Annotated in this window: 18 protein-coding genes and 2 pseudogenes; 7 read left to right on the forward strand and 13 right to left on the reverse strand. The window is 65.8% G+C overall.

Going from position 1 to position 18,096, the window contains the following annotated elements:
* Positions 1–500: 500 nt before the first annotated feature.
* The 6 genes and pseudogenes from rplO to rpsH all read right to left on the reverse strand — a co-directional run.
* A pseudogene (rplO, locus tag HF989_RS03635) lies at positions 501–938 on the reverse strand (50S ribosomal protein L15); the annotation flags it as partial.
* A 7-nt stretch (positions 939–945) separates the two neighbouring features.
* On the reverse strand, positions 946–1,131 hold the full coding sequence (rpmD, locus tag HF989_RS03640; protein ID WP_019249595.1) for a 50S ribosomal protein L30: 186 nt from the start codon (positions 1,129–1,131) through the stop codon (positions 946–948).
* A 5-nt stretch (positions 1,132–1,136) separates the two neighbouring features.
* Positions 1,137–1,793 (reverse strand): 30S ribosomal protein S5, encoded by a 657-nt coding sequence (gene rpsE / locus HF989_RS03645; RefSeq protein WP_038609694.1) that lies wholly within the window; start codon positions 1,791–1,793, stop codon positions 1,137–1,139.
* A 40-nt stretch (positions 1,794–1,833) separates the two neighbouring features.
* Entirely contained in the window at positions 1,834–2,238 is a 405-nt protein-coding gene (gene rplR, locus HF989_RS03650) for a 50S ribosomal protein L18 (protein ID WP_168684012.1), read from the reverse strand.
* A gap of 2 nt (positions 2,239–2,240) precedes the next feature.
* Entirely contained in the window at positions 2,241–2,777 is a 537-nt protein-coding gene (rplF, locus tag HF989_RS03655; RefSeq protein ID WP_168684014.1) for a 50S ribosomal protein L6, read from the reverse strand.
* Between the two features lie 18 nt (positions 2,778–2,795).
* A complete protein-coding gene (gene rpsH, locus HF989_RS03660; RefSeq protein ID WP_038609685.1) occupies positions 2,796–3,194 on the reverse strand; it encodes a 30S ribosomal protein S8 in 399 nt (132 codons plus the stop codon).
* Between the two features lie 344 nt (positions 3,195–3,538).
* Between rpsH and HF989_RS03665 the strand changes: the two genes are divergently transcribed.
* Positions 3,539–4,774 (forward strand): amidohydrolase, encoded by a 1,236-nt coding sequence (locus HF989_RS03665; RefSeq protein WP_168684016.1) that lies wholly within the window; start codon positions 3,539–3,541, stop codon positions 4,772–4,774.
* Here the strand turns inward: HF989_RS03665 and HF989_RS03670 are convergent.
* Entirely contained in the window at positions 4,771–5,484 is a 714-nt protein-coding gene (locus HF989_RS03670; protein WP_168684018.1) for a DUF2786 domain-containing protein, read from the reverse strand. The genes HF989_RS03665 and HF989_RS03670 overlap by 4 nt on opposite strands.
* A 139-nt stretch (positions 5,485–5,623) precedes the next feature.
* Here HF989_RS03670 and HF989_RS03675 point away from each other — a divergent pair, with 139 nt between their 5' ends.
* The gene (locus tag HF989_RS03675) at positions 5,624–5,950 is read left to right on the forward strand and encodes a carboxymuconolactone decarboxylase family protein (RefSeq protein ID WP_168684020.1); all 327 of its coding nucleotides are present in this window, start codon (positions 5,624–5,626) and stop codon (positions 5,948–5,950) included.
* 3 nt (positions 5,951–5,953) lie between these two features.
* On the opposite strand, the gene HF989_RS03680 is transcribed toward HF989_RS03675, so the two are convergent.
* Entirely contained in the window at positions 5,954–6,967 is a 1,014-nt protein-coding gene (locus HF989_RS03680) for an NADP-dependent oxidoreductase (protein ID WP_168684022.1), read from the reverse strand.
* 55 nt (positions 6,968–7,022) lie between these two features.
* Between HF989_RS03680 and HF989_RS03685 the strand changes: the two genes are divergently transcribed.
* Positions 7,023–7,778, forward strand: coding sequence for a formate dehydrogenase accessory sulfurtransferase FdhD (locus HF989_RS03685; RefSeq protein ID WP_168684024.1), 756 nt, complete (start codon positions 7,023–7,025; stop codon positions 7,776–7,778).
* Here the strand turns inward: HF989_RS03685 and HF989_RS03690 are convergent.
* From HF989_RS03690 to rplN, 4 genes are all read right to left on the reverse strand, one after another.
* A complete protein-coding gene (locus tag HF989_RS03690; RefSeq protein ID WP_168684026.1) occupies positions 7,775–9,289 on the reverse strand; it encodes an OFA family MFS transporter in 1,515 nt (504 codons plus the stop codon). The genes HF989_RS03685 and HF989_RS03690 overlap by 4 nt on opposite strands.
* A 157-nt stretch (positions 9,290–9,446) precedes the next feature.
* Positions 9,447–10,031 (reverse strand): 50S ribosomal protein L5, encoded by a 585-nt coding sequence (rplE, locus tag HF989_RS03695; RefSeq protein ID WP_038609667.1) that lies wholly within the window; start codon positions 10,029–10,031, stop codon positions 9,447–9,449.
* Between the two features lies 1 nt (position 10,032).
* The gene (gene rplX / locus HF989_RS03700) at positions 10,033–10,347 is read right to left on the reverse strand and encodes a 50S ribosomal protein L24 (RefSeq protein ID WP_168684028.1); all 315 of its coding nucleotides are present in this window, start codon (positions 10,345–10,347) and stop codon (positions 10,033–10,035) included.
* A gap of 3 nt (positions 10,348–10,350) precedes the next feature.
* A complete protein-coding gene (gene rplN, locus HF989_RS03705) occupies positions 10,351–10,719 on the reverse strand; it encodes a 50S ribosomal protein L14 (RefSeq protein ID WP_038609661.1) in 369 nt (122 codons plus the stop codon).
* 268 nt (positions 10,720–10,987) lie between these two features.
* Here rplN and HF989_RS03710 point away from each other — a divergent pair, with 268 nt between their 5' ends.
* From HF989_RS03710 to thiD, 4 genes and pseudogenes are all read left to right on the forward strand, one after another.
* Complete coding sequence (locus HF989_RS03710; protein ID WP_168684029.1) at positions 10,988–11,779, forward strand: formate/nitrite transporter family protein; 792 nt, start codon at positions 10,988–10,990, stop codon at positions 11,777–11,779.
* A 29-nt stretch (positions 11,780–11,808) separates the two neighbouring features.
* Positions 11,809–13,653 (forward strand): GTPase, encoded by a 1,845-nt coding sequence (locus tag HF989_RS03715; RefSeq protein WP_168684031.1) that lies wholly within the window; start codon positions 11,809–11,811, stop codon positions 13,651–13,653.
* Positions 13,646–15,241, forward strand: a complete 1,596-nt coding sequence (locus tag HF989_RS03720; protein ID WP_168684033.1) for a GTPase — start codon at positions 13,646–13,648, stop codon at positions 15,239–15,241. Before HF989_RS03715 ends, HF989_RS03720 begins: the two co-directional genes overlap by 8 nt.
* Positions 15,242–15,255: 14 nt before the next feature.
* Positions 15,256–16,065: pseudogene (thiD, locus tag HF989_RS03725) on the forward strand (bifunctional hydroxymethylpyrimidine kinase/phosphomethylpyrimidine kinase); the annotation flags it as partial.
* A 15-nt stretch (positions 16,066–16,080) separates the two neighbouring features.
* Here thiD and HF989_RS03730 read toward each other — a convergent pair.
* A complete protein-coding gene (locus tag HF989_RS03730; RefSeq protein WP_168684037.1) occupies positions 16,081–18,084 on the reverse strand; it encodes a sucrose-specific PTS transporter subunit IIBC in 2,004 nt (667 codons plus the stop codon).
* Positions 18,085–18,096: the final 12 nt, after the last annotated feature.

Genomic DNA, 18,096 nt, shown 5'->3' on the forward strand with positions numbered 1-18,096 from the left:
CCCCGCCGGAAGTTAATACCGCAGGTTGGGCTCCGGCCTCACTCACAGGATTTCCCAATGCAGCGTGTGCCTTGTCCAATGATTCCCGGGAGGGATCCGGCGCCGCGATAACGCCCGCCGGCTGGATGGCCCGCCTGCCCGGGGTTTGTCGGCCCGCTGTGACACTTCGCGGCGGAATCTGTCACACCGGCCGCAGACCCGCAGGTCGCCACCGGCCGCTGGCGGAATCTGTCAAAGCCTGCCCGCACGACACTCTGAAAACGCACCCCACCAACGACAAACCCCGCTCCGGACGTCAGACGTCCAAAGCGGGGGTTCGACGTAAAGCGCGTTGCTTATGCCTCCGGGTCAGCGTCCACCGTGGTGGAGCCGCCCTGCAGCGGGTCGGAGTCAAGGACACCCTTCGCGCCGGAGCCTGCCTCCGGTGCCGGGGCGGCCTCGCCGGCTGCGGATGCAACCGGGCCCTCGCCGTTCGCCGCGCGCTTGGAGAACGCGACGGTGGTAGCGGAGCCACCAGCTGCGTTGAGCTTCTCCTCAGCGGACTTGGAGAACTTGTTGGCGGTGACGTTGAGCGCGACGGTGACGTCGCCCTCCGCCAGCACCTTCACCGGCTGCTTCGGGCGCACAAGGCCCTTGGCAACGATGTCGGCGACGGCGATGTCTCCACCCTGCGGGAAGGCCTCTGCCAGATCCGCGAGGTTGACCACCTGGTACTCGACGCGGTTCGGGTTCTTGAAGCCCTTGAGCTTGGGAAGACGCATGTGCAGCGGCATCTGGCCACCCTCGAAAGCAGCGGAAACCTGCTTGCGAGCCTTGGTGCCCTTGGTACCGCGACCGGCGGTCTTGCCCTTGGAAGCCTCACCGCGGCCGACGCGGGTCTTGGCCTTGTTAGCGCCCTCTGCCGGGCGCAGATCATGGAGCTTGATGATGTCAGCCATGTGGTATCTACTCCCCTGCAACTTCTTCAACGGTGACGAGGTGGCGCACCTTGAGGATCTGGCCGCGGGTGGCAGCGTTGTCCTTCTTCACGACGGACTGGCCGATCTTGCGCAGACCGAGAGCCTCGAGGTTCTTCCGGGTAACCGGCTTCTCGCCGACCTTGCCGTGGTGCAACGTAATCTTCAGTGCCATGGTGCTTAGGCCTCCTGTCCTGCGCGTGCGCGCAGCATACGAGCCGGTGCAACGTCCTCGATGGCCTTGCCGCGCTTGGCAGCCACCTCTTCGGGGCGGACAAGCTGCTTGAGGCCGGCGACGGTTGCCTGAACCACGTTCAGAGCGTTGTCGGAACCGAGGGACTTCGCCAGGATGTCCTGGATACCGGCGCACTCGAGCACCGGGCGTACAGCGCCACCGGCGATGACACCGGTACCGGGGGCGGCCGGGCGGAGCATCACGATGCCCGCGGCCTCTTCTGCCTGGACCGGGTGCGGGATGGTGCCGCCGATCATCGGGACGCGGAAGAAGTTCTTGCGTGCTTCTTCTGCACCCTTTTGAATTGCGGCCGGAACTTCCTTGGCCTTGCCGTAGCCGACGCCGACCATGCCCTCACCGTCGCCGACAACGACGAGTGCGGTGAAGGACATGTTGCGGCCGCCCTTGACGGTCTTGGCAACACGGTTGATGGTGATGACGCGCTCGATGTACTTATCGCGCTCGTCGTTCTGGTTGTTGCGGCGGTCGTCGCGGCGGCCACCACGGCCTCCGCGCTCGCCACGGTTACCGCGATCGTTGCGGTCGTTGTTGTTCTGGTTGTCGGCGGAGCGCCCGCCGTCACGCCGTTCACGTTCGGCCATTACGCGATCCTTCCGTTGATGGTGATGTTTGCGGTGATCATTAGAACTTCAGACCACCTTCACGAGCTGCTTCCGCCAAAGCCGCGACGCGGCCGTGGTACTTGTAACCGCCGCGGTCGAAGACGATTGTTTCGATGCCGGCAGCCTTGGCGCGCTCAGCGACGAGCTGGCCGACCTTGGCAGCCTTGTCTTTCTTGTCGCCCTCCAGGTTGCGCACGTCCGGCTCGATGGACGACGCGGAGACCAGGGTGTGGCCCGCGAGGTCGTCGATGACCTGGACGTGGATGTGACGCGAGGAGCGGTGGACAACGAGACGCGGGGTCTCCGGGGTGCCGCGCAGCGTCTTGCGGATGCGGTTGTGGCGACGTGCGCGAGCCTCGCGGCGGCGGGACGAGATGTCCTTGCCAACCGGAGTGCGCTTGGTGTTCTCTGCAGTATTGCTCATGATTACTTACCCGTCTTTCCGACCTTGCGGCGGATCTGCTCGCCGGCGTAACGGATGCCCTTGCCCTTGTACGGGTCATCCTTACGCAGACGGCGGATGTTTGCCGCGATCTGGCCAACCTGCTGCTTATCGGAACCTTCGATGGCGAACTTGGTGTTGCCGTCGACGGAGAACGTGACGCCTTCCGGCGCCTCGATCAGGATCGGGTGCGAGTAGCCGAGGGAGAACTCGAGGTCCTTGCCCTTCTGCTGCACGCGGTAGCCGACACCGAAGATCTCCATGCTGATCTTGTAGCCCTCGGTGACGCCCACGACCAGGTTATTGATCAGGGAGCGGGTCAGGCCGTGCAGCGAGCGGTTAGTGCGGTGGTCGTCCGGACGGGCCACCACGATCTGGTTGTCTTCAACGGACGCGGTGATCGGTGCCGGCATATCCAGGTCCATGGTGCCCTTCGGGCCCTTGACCTCGACGTGCTGGCCGTCGATTGTCACCTCGACGTTGTTCGGGACTGCGATGGGTGCGTTACCTACACGCGACATAAGTCTTTCAACCTCCCCTTACCAGACGTAAGCGAGGACTTCCCCGCCTACACCCTTCTCTTGAGCCTGGCGGTCGGTGAGCAGGCCGTGGGACGTGGAGATGATTGCCACGCCCAGGCCGCCGAGCACCTGAGGCAGGTCGTTGGACTTCGCGTACACGCGCAGGCCCGGCTTGGACACGCGGCGCAGGCCCGCGATGGAAGACTCGCGGGTCGGGCCGTACTTGAGGTTGAGCGTCAGCGACTTGCCAACCTTCTCGTCCTCAACTTTGTAGTCTTCGATGTAGCCTTCCTGCTTCAAGATCTCGGCGATGTTCACCTTGATCTTGGAGGAAGGCATGGACACGGCGTCGTGCTGCGCATGTGCTGCATTGCGCACGCGCGACAGCATGTCCGCGATCGGATCAGTCATGGTCATTGTGGTGACCGTTGCCTTTCTCGTTGCGGTTCCCATCCACCGGGTGGCCAGCCGCGCTGTGGCGCTGCCGGTCGCGTTATCCGCGTGGTCTGTCGGGGGCTACTCAACGCTGCCCGCACTCAGTAGCGTGGGCCGCTCGCCGCCTCCCTTGCACGCGGTCCGCATCATGGCGGGGGGCCTGCAACAAAGTTGGATGTTCAAATGTACTTCGGATCGCGCACGCCGAATCATCGGCGCGCAAGTCCGAGGGGGTAACTTACCGCTTTCCTGGGGCAATGGGCAAATCGCTTATCGACGCCAACCTTCGGCCCCCACGCCGACGGCGACCTCTTAGACTGCCTTGCATGGAATCCGCTCTTGCTCAGCTTGTTGGAACGCTGAACGCCACGCGCCAGGCGCGCGAGGCACTCTACGTGTGGTTCCACCAGCATCCCGAGCTGTCGTTGCAGGAGCTTCAGACCGCATCGAAGATCCGTTCCTGCCTGGATGCGCTGCAGTTGTCCCACATGCAGGTCGGAGAGACCGGCACCGTGTGCGTGCTGGACAACGGCCCCGGGCCTGTGGTGGCTATCCGCGCGGACATCGACGGCCTGCCCGTCCAGGAGCGCTCCGGGAAGCCGTACGCCTCTACTGCCACGCAGATCGACGCGGTCAGCGGGCACGAAGAGCACGTGGCGCACGCCTGCGGACACGACTTCCACATTATGGGCGTCCTCGGCGCACTCGAGGCATTTGCCGCCAACCTGGACTGCTGGAACGGCACGCTTGTCGCCGTGTTCCAGCCAGCAGAGGAGGCTTATGCCGGCTCGCGCGTGATGCTGGCAAACGGCGTGCGGGAGGCGATGCCGAAACCGGACGTCTACTTGGGCCAGCACGTGCTGCCCATGCTGCCCGCGGGCTTCGTGGGCACCCACCCCGGGCCGTTTATGTCCCAGGCCTTCTCCGCACACATTGAAGTCTGGGGCAAGGGCACCCACGGCTCCATGCCTGAAAAGGGGGTGGACCCGATCCTGCTCGCCTCCAATATCGTCACCCGTCTGCACACCGTGGTCGCCCGCGAGATCGAGGCGAAAGACACCGCTGTGCTCACCGTCGGCGCGCTCCACGCCGGCGTGAAGGCCAACGTGATCCCGGAGACCGCCGAGCTGCGTGTAAACACCCGCGCGTACACCCGCGAGGTCAGCGATAAGCTTCGCAGTGCGATCATCCGCATCGTGCGCGGCGAGTGCATCGCCGCCGGCAGCCCCCGGGAGCCGGAGATCACCTTCTACGACGAGTACCCGCTCACGGACAACAACCCGGTAATCACCTCACGGGTGCGCGACGCCTTCGACGCCTACTTCGACGACGAGGCCATGGACTTGGGCCGGATCCCCGCCTCGGAGGATTTCTCCATCATCCCGGACGCCCTCGGCGTGCCGTACACGTACTGGGGCGTGGGCGGTTTCGCCGACTGGGAAAACGCCCCCGGGAACCACTCCCCCACGTTCGCGCCGGACCTGCAGCCCACGCTCGACCGGGCGGCCGAGGCGATGATCGTGGCTGCGGCCGCGTGGCTGGTGGACGAGGACGAGGGCTAAAACGGCAGGGCGGGCCGGGCTCGCACTCGGGTTTGCCCGATGTCGGAGCGCTGTCCTGCCGCGTGGCCCTGGCTGAACGCGTCCGCGTCGAACGACCGCTTCGACGCGTAGTTGCCCAGGAGAAAGCCTTGCTCCGCAGCGAAGTTGTCGCGGGCTTCGGTGGCTTTCTGAAAGTCGTCGACAAGCACGAGCCCGTATTCACCGTCGGATTCCTCCACGGTGCGCTCGGCCTGCGAAAGTCTCGCGCCGATGCTGGCCGCGAACCCGGACATGAAGGAGCGCCGCCGAACCACCGCCGACTCACCCCAGCTGCTGGCGCGCACCTTCTGGGCGTCCGCGAGCATCGCCGGTAGCAGCAGCGAGTAGAGCATGTCCACGCGCTCGAGGTGGCGCACGCACCCGAAGATGACGGCGTCCTTCATCCGCGTGGAGTTGTACACGCGCTGCGAAAACCCTGTGCAATGCAGCGCCGCCGCGATGGTAAGCAGGAGGTTCGCCTGCATCTCCGTGTACGAGCCCGTGAATTCGTAGGCGCGCTGGCCCACCTCGGACGGTTCCGGGCCGTCGATGTCCCGCTGCTCGTAGCCGTATTGCGCCATGAGCTCGAACGCGCGGGCGTAAAACACGTCCCCCTCGGGCGTGCCCTCCCTGTCGCGCGCCTGGTTCAGCAATTTTTGCACTCGTTGTTTGATCTTGTCCTCGGTACGCATCGGACGCACCCACCCCTTCCCTGGTTTCGGATGTGTGGGTGTAGTTATAGCCAGCGTGGCCGACACGACGGGCCGCCCCTGTGAAATTCGTGCCTGCCACCCTGTGGATAACCCGCGTTTGCGCAGGTACATTGGCCGCATGGTCGAACCCCGGAAACAAATGCGCGGCGACGGCATGGACCAGCAGCGCATTCTCGCCGCGGAGGACTGGACCAACCACGATGCGGAGTTCACCGACGACGAGCGTGCCGTCCTTGCGCTGACCGACGCGGTCACACACATCGACGGCTACGCCTCTGTGCCCGACGATCTCTGGAACGCCGCAGTGGAGCACTTCGGCGAGGATGGCACGCACAACCTGCTGGTCTCGATCTGCGCGATCAACACCTTCAACCGCGTGAGCATCGCCACCCGCACCGATCCGGAGCAGGTGAAGGGACCTACCGAGTTCGACCTGGATTGGTAAGCGCTAGCTCCAGTCAATAACGATCTTGCCCTTCGCCCGGCGCGACTCGAGGTGCTCGAACGCGGCCCGGTACTCATCCAACGGGTAGACGGTATCCACCGTGAGACGGAGTTTGCCGTCGTCGACGAGGCGCACAAGGTCGGCCAGCCCGGCACCGTCCGGGCGCATGAGGAAAAACTCGTAGTGCACGCCGGCCTGCTTCGCCGCGCGGCGGATGCTGACGCTGCCGAGCCGCGAAGCGATCTTAGCCAGCAGCCGCCTCTTTGGCGCCGCGGTCGATTCGAGGCTGCCCGGCGTCGGCGCACCGGACACGCTGACCACGGAACCGCCGGCCTCCACCGATTGGAAAAGCTCAGCTACCTGGTCTCCCCCGACCAGGTCGAATACCTTGTCAAAGCGTTCTCCGCCCTCGGCGACGGAGCGCTGTGTGTAGTTGATCACCGCGTCGGCGCCCGCCTCGCGCACGAGCGATTCACCCTTTTCAGAGGCGGTGACCGTGACGTGCGCACCCGCGAGCTTGGCCAGCTGCACCGCAATCAATCCCACCCCGCCGGAAGCGCCGGTGATGAGCAGCCGGTCACCCTTCCCCACCGCCAGGTGGTCCGCGCCCAAGGCTTGCTGCGCGGTCAATCCGGCAAGCGGGAGCCCGGCAGCGTTCACTAGCGATAGCTCCCGCGGGGCCTTGGCTACCCAGTCCGCGCGCACCGCAACAAAGTCCGCGAACGCGCCAAGACCGCTGACCCCAACGCGAGCCACCACCTCATCGCCCACGGCAAAGGACGTGACGGCGGAACCGACCTTCTCTACGGTGCCGCTTAATTCATTGCCGGCGACTTTGGGGAAGGTGTACGGGTCGAGCGCTTTAAAGATGCCGTTGCGCTGCATCACGTCAACGGGGTTGAGACCCACTGCGCTGGTGCGGATCAACAGCTCGTCCGGCGCGGGCTCCGGGCGGCCCGCCTGCGTGCGCTCCACAACCTCAGGGCCACCGTACTGCCTGTACACAATTGCTTTCATGGCGCACAGCATACGCCCGCCACAACCGTCGTCCCCAGCAACTAGCATCGGTGAAATGAGCAGGAGTAAACGCAGCTTCGCTGTAACAAAGATTGGCGCCGACGGCACCCGGGACACCCGCGCGGGCCAGGTCGCGGTTGAAGAGCCGTTGGAGGTTCGGGCCGGAGGCAAATCCGTCGCCACGCTCATGCGCACCCCCGGCAACGACATCGAGCTTGCGCACGGGCTGTTGTTGGCGCAGGGCTTTATCAACCGGGTCGACGACGTCGTCACCGCCCGCTACTGCGAGGGGGCCATCGGCGGGGAGAACACCTACAACCTCTTAGACATCAACCTCGCGCGCCCCGCCGCCCCGCACTTCATCGATCCGATCCCCGGCGATGCATGCGGCATTTCCGCCGAGCAGCGGGTACGCGAGCTCGCCGCGCACCTCGATGTCCGCGCGGAGTTCATGCAGCTCGATCCGGACGCCCTTTTTGCCCTCCCGTCCGCACTGGCCACACATCGCGTGCGCGACCTCCCCACCGCCGTCACGGGCGACGCGAGCCGCCAAGACCTTGACCCCCTGAACGCGGTGCACAAGGTCGTCGGGCACATGCTTCTCGACGGCGTCCCGTCCAGCGATCTCACCCTCGCGCTCGACGCCCGGGTTGGCTTTGAGACGGTGCGTGCAGCCGCGGCGGCCGGCTTTGGCGCCGTCGCCACGACTGCGGGTGTGACGTCGATGGCAGTGGAACTCGCCCGGCAAACCAACACCGTCTTGGTCGGCGAGGTCTCCGCCGAGCGTTTCAGCGTCTACGCCGGGGCTTAGCCCACGAACATGCCGGAGGCTTTCACCGCGGTCTCCCACAGGCCGTAGACCAGCAGCGCCGCGATGACTACCGCAAGCACTATTGCCACAGCGGTGTGCGCACCGCTAGCTTTCGCGCTGGCACCTGCATCTGCCCCGGCCGCGGCTGCGCGGTCCGCCTCGACCTTCGCCTGTACCGTGTGCGGGTCTTCGAACCATTTGCGGTCAACCGGCTTGACCAGGAAGTTGGCCACGAGACCCACGGCGAGCAGCACGCACATGATGTAGAGCGACAGCTGGTAGAGCTCCGGGCCCTCGTTGCCGCGGCTGGCCTGGCGCTCGACCACCATGTTGATGATCAGCGGCCCAGCAACACCGGCTGCAGACCAGGCGGTGAGCAACCGGCCGTGGATCGCACCGACCTGGTACACACCGAACAGGTCGCGCAGGTACGCGGGAATGGTGGAGAACCCGCCGCCGTAAAAAGTGAGCAGGACCAGGGCGCAGGCCACAAACAGCCCCAAGCTGGTGTGGCCGGCGGAAGCCAGAACGAAGTAGAAGATCAGCCCGACGCCCAGGTACACCATGTAAATGTTCTTACGCCCGATCACGTCAGACGCCGACGACCAGATGAAACGGCCTCCCATGTTGGCCAGCGAGAGCAGTCCGACAAAGCCCGCGGCCGCCGCGGCCGTCAGCGCCGGGAAGTAGTCCTGCACCATCGGCGCAGCGTTTTCCAGGATGCCGATGCCGGCGGTGATGTTGCAGAACAGAATCACCCACAGGCACCAGAATTGCGGCGTGCGGATGGCGTTGGATGCGCTCACGTTCGCACCAACGATGGCGACCTCGGACGGCTTCGTGTTCCGCTTCGGTGCGCCCGACGGCGTCCAGTCCGGGTGCGGCAGCCGGATGCAGTACGCGCCCATGGCGATGACCACAAGGTACACCAGCGCGAGGGTGATGAACGTCGGCTGCAGCCCCGCGGCCCGGTCCGCGATCTCGGTGCCGCCGCCGAACGCCTCCATGAGGCGATTCGACGCGGGCGAGGCAATGAGCGCGCCGCCACCAAAGCCCATGATGGCAAGGCCGGTGGCAAGGCCCGGCCGATCCGGGAACCACTTCATCAGCGTAGACACCGGCGAGATGTAGCCGATGCCCAGGCCGATCCCGCCGATGAAGCCGTAGCCGAAGTAGACCAGCCACAGGTTCCCGGTGGTAATCCCCAGCGTGGCCACGAGGAAACCTAGCACCCACAGCACTCCGGCGACAGACATGGACGCGCGCGGCCCGACTTTTTCCACCCACGAGCCGAAGAGCGCCGAGGATGTGCCCAACATGCCGATGGCCAGAGAGAAGATCCACCCCACCGCCACTTCACCGACGCCGAAGTGCTCCATCATGGGCTTTTTGAACACGGAGAAGCCGTACACCTGGCCGATGGAGAGGTGGATGGCCAGCGCCGCCGGGACGATCAGCCAGCGGTTGAATTCCTTGGGCGCGATGATTGCGCTGCGGGAGAAGAAGGACATGGGACGATACCTAGCGTCAGGGTGCATAAATTACGAGCGGAATCATAACCCGCACGTATGACTCAGCGAAAAGCTTCCATTCACGCCACCCCGAAGACGCGAAAACGCCCCCGGTTCGGTGGGAACCGGAGGCGTCGTCAAGCAATCGGGCGAGCGCTTACGCGCGCTTCATCTTGCCGTCCTTGTCGGCGAACGGGAAGCCGAGGTGCGTCAGCAGGGCGCGACCCTCGTCGTCGTTCGTCGCGGTGGTCACGAGCGTGATGTCCATGCCGCGGACGCGATCGATCTTGTCGATGTCGATCTCGTAGAACATGGTCTGCTCGGACAGGCCGAAGGTGTAGTTGCCGTTGCCGTCGAACTGCTTGTCGTTGAGGCCGCGGAAGTCGCGGATACGCGGCAGCGCCACGGTCAGCAGGCGGTCCAGGAACTCCCACATGCGGTCGCCGCGGAGGGTGACCTTCGCGCCGATCGGCATGCCTTCGCGGAGCTTGAAGTTAGCGATGGACTTTTTCGCGCGACGCAGCTGCGGCTTCTGGCCGGTGATCGCGGTGAGGTCCTCGAGCGCGCCGTTGATGACCTTGGAGTCGCGGGCAGCGTCGCCCACACCCATGTTCACAACAATCTTGGTCAGACCCGGAATCTGCATGACGTTCTCGTAGGAGAACTCGTCGTTGAGCTTGGTGCGGATCTCGTCCTGGTAACGCGTCTTCAGGCGGGGGGTGTACTGAGTTGCTTCAGTCATCTTAGATGTCCTTCCCGTTCGACTTGGCCACGCGGACCTTCTTGCCGTCCTCGTCGAAGCGGTAGCCGACGCGGGTCGGCTTGCCATCGGAATCCAGGATCATCACGTTGGACACGTGGATCGGGGCTTCCTGGGTGACAATGCCGCCGGACTCGGCGCCGCGCTCGTTGTAGGAGTTAGCGACGTGCTTCTTCACACGGTTCACACCCTCGACCAGGACCTTTTCACGCTTCGGGTGCGCCTCGATGACGCGGCCCTGAGCGCCCTTGTCCTTGCCGGCGATAACCTGAACCATGTCGCCCTTCTTGATCTTCATACGTTAGATCACCTCCGGTGCGAGAGACACGATCTTCATGAAGCGCTTGTCGCGCAGCTCACGGGCAACCGGGCCGAAGATACGGGTGCCGCGCGGCTCGGTGTCGTTCTTGATGATGACGGCGGCGTTCTCGTCGAAGGAAATGTAGGAGCCGTCCGGACGACGGGTCTCCTTCTTCGCGCGGACGATGACGGCCTTGACGACCTCACCCTCCTTGACGTTGCCGCCCGGGGCGGCTTCCTTCACGGTGGCGACGATCGTGTCGCCGATGCCGGCGAAGCGTCGAACAGAGCCGCCGAGAACGTTGATGCACAGAATCTCGCGTGCACCAGTGTTGTCGGCGACCTTCAGACGCGATTCTTGCTGAATCACAGTTGGTCTCCTGACCTGGATCAATGTGCGCCAGATTTCCGTCCTGAACGCACGTGGTCAATGCTTGCGGTGCCTATCGCTTATCGACGAACCTCGCGGGCTCGTTCCTCGCGCACGAGGACGGGCAGAACGCGGTCGAAGGGTCTCGGATGCTCAGCTCGGAAACGCGCGTCGCACCCGACCAGCGCTAGGCAACTGGAGTATTCAACCACGAGCTGGGCCGATCCCCAAATCGCCACAGGGCCTTAAAGGGAATATTATTGGCCTCGTGAGCTTCCACGATTCGGCCCTCCGGTCCATCCAGAACAAACTCGACCTGTTCGACTTCGAGCCTCCCCGATTCGCGGTCCGCGCCATGCTCGCCGGCGTTTACTTGGGCATCATGACCGCGTTCGCCTCGGCCACAGCAACGCTGCTCGAGCCCGTCGCGGCCGGATGGGGCAAGTACGCCTTCGGCATGATCTTCGCCTGCACCCTCTACATCATTGTGGTGTTGCAGGCTGAGCTTGCCACAGGCGACATGCTGTTCATGACGTACGGCAGCCTACACGGGAAAAATACCGTGGTGAAGGGCATTTTCGTCGTGCTCATCGTGACGTTCTTCAACTTTTTCGGCGCCGTATTTATCTCGTGGCTCATCTCAAACACAACGATCGGCGCGAGCATCGCGCCTGGCGACTTCTTGCAGAACCTCATGGAGGCCAAACTGGAGAAGTCCAACGGCGTGCTCTTTGTCGAGGCGATCTTGGCAAACATGGTGGTCTGCATCGCGTTCATGCTGACGGTGCAGGCCGGCAAGGACTACACGGCGAAGCTGCTGAGCGTGATCCTCATTGTGCCTGCGTTCGCGACGATGAGCTACGAGCACTCCATCGCCAACTTCATTCTGACCGCCCTCTCAGGCTTCACGCTTGGCCCGGAGCTCATCGAGGGCTTCACGTTCCTCAACGTCCTGCGCAACTGGAGCATCGTGTGGCTGGGCAACTTCGTCGGCGGCGGGCTGATCATGGGCGGCCTCTACGGGTGGCTCAACATGACCAACACCAACTACAAGGACTAACCGCCCCGGCAGAAGGTAACTCTGCCAAGATGAGACGGGTGAATACCCAGACTTCCGACGTCCTCGAGGCCGTGCGTGGCGTGCGCGACGCCGTCGCTTCCACAGCACTGCCTCCCGGCGCCGCTTCCGAGGCCCACGCGATTGTCAATCAGCTGGACGACTACATCCTGCCGCGCTTGGCCAACCTGGACGCTCCCCTGCTGGCTGTCCTCGGCGGCTCCACTGGCTCCGGGAAATCCACGCTTGTCAACGCGTTGCTCCGCGAGCGGGTGTCCAACCCGGGCGTGATCCGCCCAACCACCCGCCAGCCGGTGCTGGTAGCTCACCCGGACGACGCGGACTGGTTCAACTCCCCGCAGGTCCTGCCGGGCCTCGCCCGCTCCCACGGCGCGGGCGACGAGCACTCCACCACCCTGCGCATCGTCAGCACGCCCCGCATCCCGGAGGGCCTGGCGCTTCTCGACGCCCCGGACTTCGACTCCATCGACGACCAGAACCGCGCCTTGGCATCCCAGCTGCTTGCAGCGTCGGACCTGTGGATCTTTGTCACCACCCCCGCCCGTTACGCCGACCAGCGGGTGTGGGACTTCCTCAACGACGCCGCCGGGCGCGGCATCGAGGTCGTCGTGGTGCTCAATCGTCTCGACGACACGGCCGCGGAGACCGTGCCCGACGACCTGCGCCGGATGATGGACGAGGCCGGTTTGTCGAAGGCGACAGTCTTTACCGTGCCCTTCGTCGCTGACCTCGGCGGCGAGAAGGACGGGGATTTCCTCACCGAGGAGTTAGTGGCGCCCCTGCGCAACTACTTGACCTCCCTGGCGGAAGACACCGCCGCCCGGCGCGAATTGGCCGGCAAGACCGTCGCCGGAGCGGTGGGATCTGCCCTGCAGCGGGTTGATGCCCTGGTGGCGCTGCGCGAGCGGCAGGAAGATTTTGCCAGCCAGCTCGACGACGCCGTCCACGAGCTCTACGCCGCAGCGAACCGCCACGTCATCGAATCCACGTCCGACGGCAAGCTGTTGCGCTCCGAGGTGATGGACCGCTGGCAAGACGTCATCGGCACCTCCGACGTGTTCCGCGGTTTCGAGCGCTGGTTCAGCCAGGCGGTTGACAAGGTGGGCAGTTTCTTCACCGGCCAGCCGGCGCCGCTGCGCGAGGTGGAGACGGAGATCGAGACGGGCCTGCACGCCGTGATTGTGGATGCAGCGGAAAGCGCCGCCGGCCGCGCCTGGTCGCACATCGGCGCCGTGGCCCCGGAGCTGCGCGCAGATGCCGACCCTTCGCTCGCGCGCGCCAGTGCGGACATCTCCGCGCAGGCCTCCCAGCTCGTGCGCGACTGGCAAGAGGGTATGGTGCAGCGCATCCAGGACACCGCGGGCGACAAGCGCCAGCGCGCGCGCGTCATGTCCTTCGGCCTCAACGTGGTCACTGTCGCGCTGATGCTCGCGGTCTTCGCCTCCACCGCGGGCATCACCGGCGGCGAGGTCGCCATCGCGGGCGGTTCGGCGGTGGTGGGCCAGAAGCTGTTGGAAACCATTTTCGGCGAGGACACCGTGCGTCGCATGGTGGCGGATGCCCGCGAGGACCTCAACCGGCGCCTCGGCGATCTCTTCGAGGCCGAGCGCGACCGCTACCGCGCGCTGACCGGACCGTTGCTCGAGGGTGCGACTGCCGACGAGCTTCGCACGGCATCCGAATCGGCAAAGCGGGCCACCGACGCCCGGCTCCTCGGCATCGCGCACACACCCGCGGAAACCACCCAGCTCCCAGCGCCACGGGAGGACGTCGCGGAAAGCTTCGAGCACGGCACCCTGCGCGGCCTCTTCGACCAGCTGCGTGGCACCTTTGGCAAGGGTGGTGCTGGTGTTTAGAAAGGCATCGGGTCTCGGCGAGCGCTTGGCGGCCTTGGACGAGGCCGCGCAGATTGGCGCCCCCTACCTCTCCCCCACCCACCGCGAGGATTTGCAGCGGGTGGCCCAGGCGGGCGCGCAGCGGCGGGCATTGTCGGGCGAGCACACCGTCGTCGGGTTCTTCGGCGCGACCGGCTCCGGCAAGACCTCGCTGTTCAATGCCGTCGTGGGCGAAGACCTGGGCAAAGCGGCTGCGCGCCGCCCGACGACGTCGTCCCCCCTGGCAGCGGTCTGGGAACCAGAGGGGTCCGAAGAGCTGCTGGACTGGCTCGGCGTGGAGGATCGCCGGGTGCGCCAGGGAGAGTTCGCCCGCGGCGCAGGCCCCCTGATCCTGCTGGACCTGCCGGACTTCGACTCGGTGGAAGCCTCCAACCGCGCCATTGCGGAGCGCCTGGCCGGCCAGGTGGACGTGCTGGTGTGGGTGTCTGACCCTGAGAAATACGCGGATTCCGTCATCCACGACGAGTTCATCCGCCCGCACGCGAACCACTCGGCGGTCACGCTTGCGGTGCTGAATAAATCCGACTTGCTCGCCGCGCGCGACATCGACACGGTCGCGAGTTCTTTCGCCGGGCTCTTGCGTGACGACGGATTGTCTAACGTCGGGGTCGTCCCCACGTCCACGCTGACCGGAGCAGGCGTCGAGGATCTGCGGGGCGCCATCGCGCGGGTGGCAAAGGCCCACACTGCCCAGACCGAACGTATCGAGGCGGACATCCGCTCGGTGGCCCAGGAGTATGCCGGGGCGCGGGGTGCCGGAGGCGTCGCTAAGCACGCAAAACGCGACTTGGACGCGGTGCTGGCGCAGGCGGCCGGCGCGGACCGCATCGCGGCAACCACCGCCGCGGCGTACCGCAAGCGGCTGCGCGAGCGCACCGGCTGGCTGCTCACGTCCTGGATCACCCGCTTCAAACCCGACCCGCTGCGCCGGCTGGGCCTGCGCGAGGCACCCGACGAGCTGGGTGTGCACCGCTCCTCCATGCCGGAGCTGGACGCCGCGTCCAAGGCCGTGGCCAACCGCGGTGTGCGCGACTACGCCGCTGCCGTGTCTGACGGGTTGCCGCAGGAGTGGGCCGCCGCGGTTGCCGACCGCGCCGAGGACGTCTCCGCCAGCCTGCCCGCCGAATTGGACCGCGCGGTGGCGCGTACGACGCTGCCTGCGGAGCCGTCCAAAGGCTGGGGCCTATTGACGGTGCTCCAGTGGCTGGCGCTGCTCGCCGCGCTCGTGGGCGTGCTGTGGTACCTCGCTGTAGCGTTCCTGCCCGGGGTTCTTACACCGCTGCTCGGCGGCGACTTAGCGCCCGACGTGGAGGGTTGGCCGATTCCGACGCTGCTGATCATGGCGGGTGTCCTCACCGGCCTACTCATCGGTCTCGTCTCCGCGGCGTTCGGCGGTGTGCTCGGCTCCGGTGTGAAGCGGCGCACGCGCTCCGCGGTGCAGAAGCAGGTTGCAGCGGTGTCCCAAACCGCGGTTGCGGAGCCGCTTCTGGCCATCCGTGAGGACTACTCGCGCTTCGCCGAGCGCATCGCCGTGGCGGTGGGCAAGTAGGTACCGTCGGGGGCATGGCACGCATCCCGAGAGTTTTGTCCATCGCTGGCACGGACCCCACAGGTGGCGCCGGCATCCAGGCCGACCTGAAATCCATCGCCGCCGCCGGCGGGTACGGCATGTGCGTGGTCACAGCGCTCGTGGCCCAGAACACCCAGGGCGTGCGCGAGATCCACACGCCCCCGCAGGCATTTCTGCGGTCGCAGCTGGATGCCGTCTTTGACGGCGTCGAGGTGGACGCCGTAAAAATCGGCATGCTCGGCGACGCGGAGACCACCGCAACGGTCGCCGACTATCTTGCCGCCCACTCCGTACCGGTGGTCGTGGTGGATCCGGTCATGGTGGCGACCTCCGGTGACCGTCTGCTCACCGCGGACGCAGAGGAAGCCCTGCGCCAGCTCGTGCGCGACCACGCCACCGTGGTCACCCCGAACATCCCCGAGCTGGCGGTACTCACCGGCCAGCCCGAACCGGATACGTTCGAGGCCGCCGTGGCTTTGGGGCGCTACTACGCCCGCGAGGCCGACGTCAACGTGCTGGTCAAAGGCGGGCACTTGGACGGGGACCGCGCCTCCAACGCCCTGGTCGCCCCCGGCGGCGCTACCCACGTGGCGGAAGTGCCGCGCGTGGCAACCACAAACACCCACGGCACCGGCTGCTCGCTGTCCTCGGCGCTGGCGACTCGCATGGCGCTTGGCGACGCCAACTCCGCCGTCACCTGGGCCTCCGATTGGCTGCACGAAGCCATTGCCCACGCCGACGAGCTGCACGTGGGCCAAGGCCACGGTCCGGTGCACCACTTCCACCGCCTCTACCGGCTCGCGGGCGGGGTGTAAGTCCTACCTGGGACCAGCAGCGGTAGACCCCGCAGCCTCCGCGCGCTCCTTCGGCTCCACCGCGAGCAGGGCGTCGCCGGCGGCCACGTCACCGGGCAGCAACAGGCTCGGCAGTACCTCGCCAACCTTTTTCGTGTTGGACACCACCACCGGGGTGGTCACCTCGTAGCCGGCCGCCTCGATCCCCGCGATGTCGAACGTTGCCAGCAGGTCGCCCGCGCGGACCTGGTCGCCCTTCTTCGCCTGCGGCGTGAAGTGCTCGCCTTTGAGGTTCACGGTGTCGAAGCCGATGTGCATGAGCACGTCCACCGGTGCGCCGTCGGAGCCGGTGCCGCGCACCGCGTACGCGTGGGCGGATGGGAAGGTGACAACCACCGTGCCGCCGAGAGGCGAGCGCAACTCCCCCACTGTCGGCGTGATCGCGACACCCTCGCCCAGCTTGCCCTGGGCGAACATTGGGTCGGACACATCCGCCAGCGGCATGGCCTTGCCCGTGAGCGGGGCGGCCACCGGCAGCGCGTCCGCGGAGGCCTCCCGCAGCGTCTGCGCGGCTGCAGCATCGGCGCGAGTGTCTTCCGTCGAATCCGGGTCAATGGAACCTTGCCGGGAGATGAGGTAGCGCCCGTAGCCGTAGGCTGCGAGGAACGCGATGACGAAGGTGACGGCCGCCAGAGCCAAGAAGGTCGGCATATCGCCGGGGCGCATGGACACCACGCCGATGAAGCCGGCGGCGCCCAGGGCGGTGGCCTTGACGTCGAAAAGCGCCACCAGCATTGCGCCAACCGCAGCCGCGCCCATGCCGATGTAGAACGGCCAGCGCAGGCGCAGGTTCACGCCGAAGATCGCCGGCTCCGTGATGCCGAACACTGCGGAGACGCCCGAGGAGCCAGCCAGGCCCTTGAGCTTGGCGTTTCGCGCCAGGAAGTACACCGCGAGCGCAGCCGCGCCCTGGGCGATATTGGCCATCGAGGCCGTGGGGAAGATGAATGATCCGCCTTGGTTGAACAGCTCCAGCTCGATCGGGGGGAAGGATTGGTGCAGCCCCGTAATCACGATCGGCGAGTACACCAAGCCGAACAGCAGGCCGCCGATCGGACCACCCAGGTCGTACAGGCTTGCCAGCCCGTGGATGAGCAGGTCGCCCAGCCAGCGCACGAACGGACCGACGGCGATGAAGGTGATGAACCCGGTGATCAGCAGCGTGGCCAGCGGCGTGATCAGGAAGTCGGCGGTGCCCTTGAGGCGGCGGTGGAACCACTTCTCCACCGTGGCCAGGATCCACGCCACCACCAGCACCGGCAGCACCGCGCCCTGGTAGCCGCCCTGGGCGACCGGGAAACCGAAGAGGTCCCAGTAGGGCATGGCGCCGTCCGCCATGGAAGTGGCCACGTCGTAGCCGTTGACCAGCGCGGGGTGCACCATCGCCATCCCCATGCCGGCGCCCAAGTATTCGTTGCCGCCGAAACGCTTGGTGGCCGAGAAGCCGACCAAGACAGGCAAGAACGCAAACGGCGCCGAGGCCAGCACGTTGATGATCTCGGTCAACCCCTGGATCTGCGGAAACATGCCCACCAGCGAGTCGTCGCCGAATAGCCCCTCGGCGGTGAGCACGTTGTTCAGCGCCATGAGCAGGCCGCCGCCAACCAGAATCGGAATCAGCGGCACAAAGATGTCGGAGAACACCTTGATGAAGCGGGTGAACCAATTGCCCTGGTTCGCCGCCACGCTCTTGAGCTCCTCAGTGGAGACGGCAATGTTTTTCGCCGTCATCCCGTCCAGTTCCGCAAACACGCGGTCCACATCGCCGGGGCCGACGATGATCTGGTACATCCCTCCCGTCTCAAAGGTGCCTTTGAGGTCCGGGTCGTTCTCCAGCGCGGCAGTATCCACCGCCGCCGAATCCTTCAACACCATGCGTAGGCGCGTGGCGCAGTGGGCTGCACCCACAATGTTGTCCTCGCCGCCCACAGCCGCGAGCACGCGGCCGGCTACCTCGTTGTGTTGCACGGTCGTCTCCTT

The organism is Corynebacterium mucifaciens, from assembly GCF_012396315.1.
Lineage (GTDB): Bacteria > Actinomycetota > Actinomycetes > Mycobacteriales > Mycobacteriaceae > Corynebacterium > Corynebacterium mucifaciens.

What these genes read in the sequence shown, in the direction of transcription:
- rpmD (WP_019249595.1), bottom strand. Translation starts at nt 1,131, where the DNA reads ATGGCACTGAAGATTACGTTGCACCACGGCAAGGTCGGCGAGAAGCCG.
- rpsE (WP_038609694.1), bottom strand. Translation starts at nt 1,793, where the DNA reads ATGGCCGAACGTGAACGGCGTGACGGCGGGCGCTCCGCCGACAACCAG.
- rplR (WP_168684012.1), bottom strand. Translation starts at nt 2,238, where the DNA reads ATGAGCAATACTGCAGAGAACACCAAGCGCACTCCGGTTGGCAAGGAC.
- rplF (WP_168684014.1), bottom strand. Translation starts at nt 2,777, where the DNA reads ATGTCGCGTGTAGGTAACGCACCCATCGCAGTCCCGAACAACGTCGAG.
- rpsH (WP_038609685.1), bottom strand. Translation starts at nt 3,194, where the DNA reads ATGACCATGACTGATCCGATCGCGGACATGCTGTCGCGCGTGCGCAAT.
- HF989_RS03665 (WP_168684016.1), top strand. Translation starts at nt 3,539, where the DNA reads ATGGAATCCGCTCTTGCTCAGCTTGTTGGAACGCTGAACGCCACGCGC.
- HF989_RS03670 (WP_168684018.1), bottom strand. Translation starts at nt 5,484, where the DNA reads ATGCGTACCGAGGACAAGATCAAACAACGAGTGCAAAAATTGCTGAAC.
- HF989_RS03675 (WP_168684020.1), top strand. Translation starts at nt 5,624, where the DNA reads ATGGTCGAACCCCGGAAACAAATGCGCGGCGACGGCATGGACCAGCAG.
- HF989_RS03680 (WP_168684022.1), bottom strand. Translation starts at nt 6,967, where the DNA reads ATGAAAGCAATTGTGTACAGGCAGTACGGTGGCCCTGAGGTTGTGGAG.
- HF989_RS03685 (WP_168684024.1), top strand. Translation starts at nt 7,023, where the DNA reads ATGAGCAGGAGTAAACGCAGCTTCGCTGTAACAAAGATTGGCGCCGAC.
- HF989_RS03690 (WP_168684026.1), bottom strand. Translation starts at nt 9,289, where the DNA reads ATGTCCTTCTTCTCCCGCAGCGCAATCATCGCGCCCAAGGAATTCAAC.
- rplE (WP_038609667.1), bottom strand. Translation starts at nt 10,031, where the DNA reads ATGACTGAAGCAACTCAGTACACCCCCCGCCTGAAGACGCGTTACCAG.
- rplX (WP_168684028.1), bottom strand. Translation starts at nt 10,347, where the DNA reads ATGAAGATCAAGAAGGGCGACATGGTTCAGGTTATCGCCGGCAAGGAC.
- HF989_RS03715 (WP_168684031.1), top strand. Translation starts at nt 11,809, where the DNA reads ATGAGACGGGTGAATACCCAGACTTCCGACGTCCTCGAGGCCGTGCGT.